The 1,764-nt window shown below is 50.9% G+C and carries 1 protein-coding gene and 1 pseudogene; one reads left to right on the top strand and one right to left on the bottom strand.

Features of this window, described 5'->3' with window-relative positions; genetic code table 11:
* Positions 1-170 precede the first annotated feature (170 nt).
* Positions 171-629, top strand: a pseudogene (locus tag EIY72_RS16180) (NAD(P)H-dependent oxidoreductase); the annotation flags it as partial.
* 92 nt (positions 630-721) lie between these two features.
* On the opposite strand, the gene EIY72_RS30250 reads toward EIY72_RS16180, so the two are convergent.
* Positions 722-1,762, bottom strand: a complete 1,041-nt coding sequence (locus EIY72_RS30250) for an RHS repeat-associated core domain-containing protein (protein ID WP_093221269.1) — start codon at positions 1,760-1,762, stop codon at positions 722-724.
* Between the last annotated feature and the right edge of the window lie 2 nt (positions 1,763-1,764).

Here is a 1,764-nt window from a genome sequence, read left to right on the forward strand (position 1 = left end):
ATGGCCAGTGAGGCGATCCAGCGGGTCGTAGCGATACTGGCAGAGCAAGATTTGCTGAGGGGAGGACATCTGGCACGTTCCTGATTGTGGAAGGCGGGTGCTGCTTTAGTGTCTGCGTGATGGTGTTCTTGCGGTACTAGCAGAACTGATAGTCAGGTTGTTGAACATGCCAGGGCGAACTGGACAAACTGCTGTGGGCCGACCTGCTGATCCTCAACTTCCCGATCTTCTGGTTCTCCACCCCGGCCATGCTCAAAGGCTGGATCGACCGCGTGCTGGTTTCCGGTATCTGCTACGGCGGCAAACGCTTCTACGACCAGGGCGGCCTGGCGGGCAAGAAAGCACTGGTCACCGTAACCCTGGGCGGGCGTGAACACATGTTCGGCGAAGGCGCGATTCACGGACCGCTGGAAGACATGCTGCGCCCACTGCTGCGCGGGACCCTGGCCTATGTCGGGTTTGATGTGCTGGAGCCGTTTGTGGCCTGGCATGTGCCGTACATCAGTGACGAGGCGCGGCAGCAGTTTCTCGTCGACTACAGCCAGCGGTTGCAGCACTTGAGTGATGATCAGCCGCTGGTGTTTCCAAAGTTGGCGGAGTTTGATGACAAACTTTATCCGCTCAGGTAATTGGAAGCTGCCAACTTTTGGTTAATGGTGCGCGCCATCGAATTTTTCACCCTTAGAGAGAAAAATTCGATGGGCTTTGGGGCGTTTTTTACTTATCTAGCAGGTAGGCTTTTAGGCTTGGTGAAGTGCTGCTGTCTTATTTTTTTTATTTCATTCGCAATTTGCTCCTTAGCCTTTTCTAAGCCACCGAATAGAGGTTCGGATTCGTACGCTAGAAGTTTCATAAGTCCGTTCAATTCACCATTGCCTCTTGGCGTCGCTTCTCTTTGGAGCGCGGGCATGGAAAACTTGTCAGATTTATCGCTTATGGCTTTGTAGAATAAATCGATTTCTTGAGATGATAGTTGGATTTTTTCTGAGTGTGAGTTGCTTATTATGGCCTTATTTACTATAAAGCTTTGTGTTTCAAACCCATTCTGCTTGGTAAATTCGAACATCTCGATGGCCCGAATGTCATACGTGGTCCTAAGGTTTTGCAGGTTTTTAATTTCTTTTTTTGCGGAAAGTGCTTCTTTTATAGTTATTCCTTTATTTATATCAAGTGTCTCCCCAAAAATTTTAACTTTATTTGTGAATAGCGCTCTGAAGTAAGTTGATGCTGAATGTCCATTTGGATCGCCACGATTTACCGGGTCTCCCATACAATACGCATACCCATTCAACCCTCCCTCACCAAACGGACTCAAACTGTCCGGACTATTAAAGCGCATCAACACCGGATTAAACGCCCGATAGCCATTCCCCAACAAATAACACCCGGTCACCGGATCCGGACGCTCACCGTTGAAACCCAGCAAACTGCTCAAGCCGCTTTCGGCAGGGCGATGGCCGTAAGGTGAGTAGGCAATGGCGTGTCGCGACCCGTTGACCTTTGCAGTTTGCAAAATCGACCGCTGCAAATCGGTAGCCAACAAGGTGGTGTCCAGCGACCCGACCTGACGCTGTTGCTGCGCCAACAACAGATCGTCGTGCTGAACAATGGAATAGCCGATGGCCCCTTGTACTTCGGTGGCCAAACGGCTTTTACAGTAGAAACGCTGGCGTACTGGCGCCTCTGACTGGACATGGCCAGTGAGGCGATCCAGCGGGTCGTAGCGATACTGGCAGAGCAAGATTTGCTGAGGGGAGGACATCT

Origin of the sequence: Pseudomonas vancouverensis, assembly GCF_004348895.1 — a bacterium.
GTDB classification, from domain to species: domain Bacteria; phylum Pseudomonadota; class Gammaproteobacteria; order Pseudomonadales; family Pseudomonadaceae; genus Aquipseudomonas; species Aquipseudomonas vancouverensis.